2 protein-coding genes are annotated in these 1,770 nt (G+C 40.6%); one reads left to right on the top strand and one right to left on the bottom strand.

Annotated elements, in window-relative coordinates; translation table 11 throughout:
- The first annotated feature begins 461 nt into the window (after positions 1-461).
- Positions 462-998 carry an undecaprenyl-diphosphatase gene (locus HP456_RS23570; RefSeq protein ID WP_172255575.1) on the top strand — a complete coding sequence of 179 codons (537 nt, stop codon included), beginning with the start codon at positions 462-464 and terminating at the stop codon, positions 996-998.
- A gap of 16 nt (positions 999-1,014) precedes the next feature.
- Here the strand turns inward: HP456_RS23570 and HP456_RS23565 are convergent.
- Positions 1,015-1,770, bottom strand: a 756-nt coding sequence (locus tag HP456_RS23565; RefSeq protein ID WP_172255573.1) for a superoxide dismutase, incomplete at its 5' end; no start/stop codon positions are given.

Here is a 1,770-nt window from a genome sequence, read left to right as displayed (position 1 = left end):
TTAGTCTAAGTAAAACCCGAACTAAACTGCCTTCTAACAGGCAAATTAGTTCGGGTTATTATTTTGTTCAATGTACACTTAAGTTTTAGCACTTTCCAGCGGTTGATTGGAGTGCAAGACGAAGACTTCTGCGGGCACCTCCTATTGTTGTTTGGGGTGTCCAACAATAGGGGAGCAACACACGAACGCGACGAGGAGGCTCACGGGCTATCCGCGGAAAGCGAAGTCTTGCACGGAAATCATTAGCGGTATTAAGAACATACGCTGAAATTGTTCGTCTTTATATCGTGGTTTATTAGTTTTGTCCCAGCCTCTTTCAGCTTGTAGACAAAGTCTAAGAATGGGACCTGGTCTGCAAGCTTTTTTTGTTTAAAAAAATTAGATGCTTGATAAGCAGGATTCTTACATACTTCATGCTTAAACGGGAACTTTATTGATATCTATGAAAAGGAGGCCAAGACATGGATTATAAACTATTCAGGGTAATCAATATGCTTTCTGGTCGCTGTTCCCCAATTGACTGGCTGATGATTGTCATATCAAAAAAGATTCGTTATGTTTATATGTTTGTTTTGATATATATGTGGTTTAAAAATGAACATTATAGAAGAGTGTCAAGCAAAGCAATGATTTCTTCTGGAATTACTTTGATTCTTCACGCATTGATTAACTTGTTTTACTTTAAGCCGCGTCCATTTGTAAAACGGCGGGTCGGTATACTCATCCCCTCAAAAGTTAATTCTTCCTTTCCAAGTAAGCATACCTTACTGTCATTTGCCGTTTCCACTTCCATCATTCTTTATGATGGTGTCCTTGGTTCAATCATGCGCGTAGTATCTGTTTTAACGGGTATTTCCCGTATTTGGACGGGACATCATTATCCATCTGATATTATCGGCAGTGCCTTCATTGGCAGTATGACCAGCATTATTGTAGATAAAACTATGGATACATTCTCACGAGACACACCGGGGAAGAAGGGGAATTCCACTGATTGAAGATTTGTTTCACTGATCAATAAGCAGTCCATTTTACTTTTCTTGCTTCGTTGTAACGTTTTTCAACGGCCATCCAATTGACGACATTCCACCAATTATCGACATATTTCCCTTTGTTATTTTCATATTGTAGATAATATGCGTGCTCCCAGACATCCAGCACGAGGAGTGGAATGACGTCCCATTGACTGAGGTTTTGATGTTTCTCGGCCTGCAGTATTTCAAGACGGTGCGATCGAGGCGACCACACAAGAATGGCCCACCCAACAGCTTCAACATTTTTCGCTGCTTCTGAGAAATGACGCTTAAATTGATTGAAACTTCCAAACCACTGATTCATGTCAGATAAAAGTGCCCCTTTAGGTTTACCGTTGTCTTTTGGCCCCATTACACTCCAGAAAATCGTATGCAAATAATGCCCTGCGCCATTGAATGCCGCTTCTCGTTCCCAGTGTTTAATCAATTTATAATCATTGTGCCTTCTGGCTTTCTCCATTTCCTTTTCAGCTTTATTAAGCCCATCTACATAGCTTTGGTGATGTTTATCGTGATGCAGTTTCATAATTCTTCTGTCAATGTAAGGTTCCAGGGCATCATAGGAATAAGGGAGCGGGGGGAGTCTATGTTCGCCAATAGGAGTAGGAGAGCCGTTTCTCTCCTTGGACGTTTCCTTTAATGCTATCGTTTTCCATTGTTCAGTTAAACTGGAGCAGGTTTGTTCTAATTGCTGAGCAGTATAGTGATCAAACAGATTACGATTCATTTTGATTTG

This window comes from Bacillus haikouensis (assembly GCF_013179555.1).
Lineage (GTDB): Bacteria > Bacillota > Bacilli > Bacillales > Bacillaceae_B > Rossellomorea > Rossellomorea haikouensis_A.
Note: the sequence above shows the minus strand (reverse complement) of the source record. Positions and strands in the feature narration are given on the sequence as shown.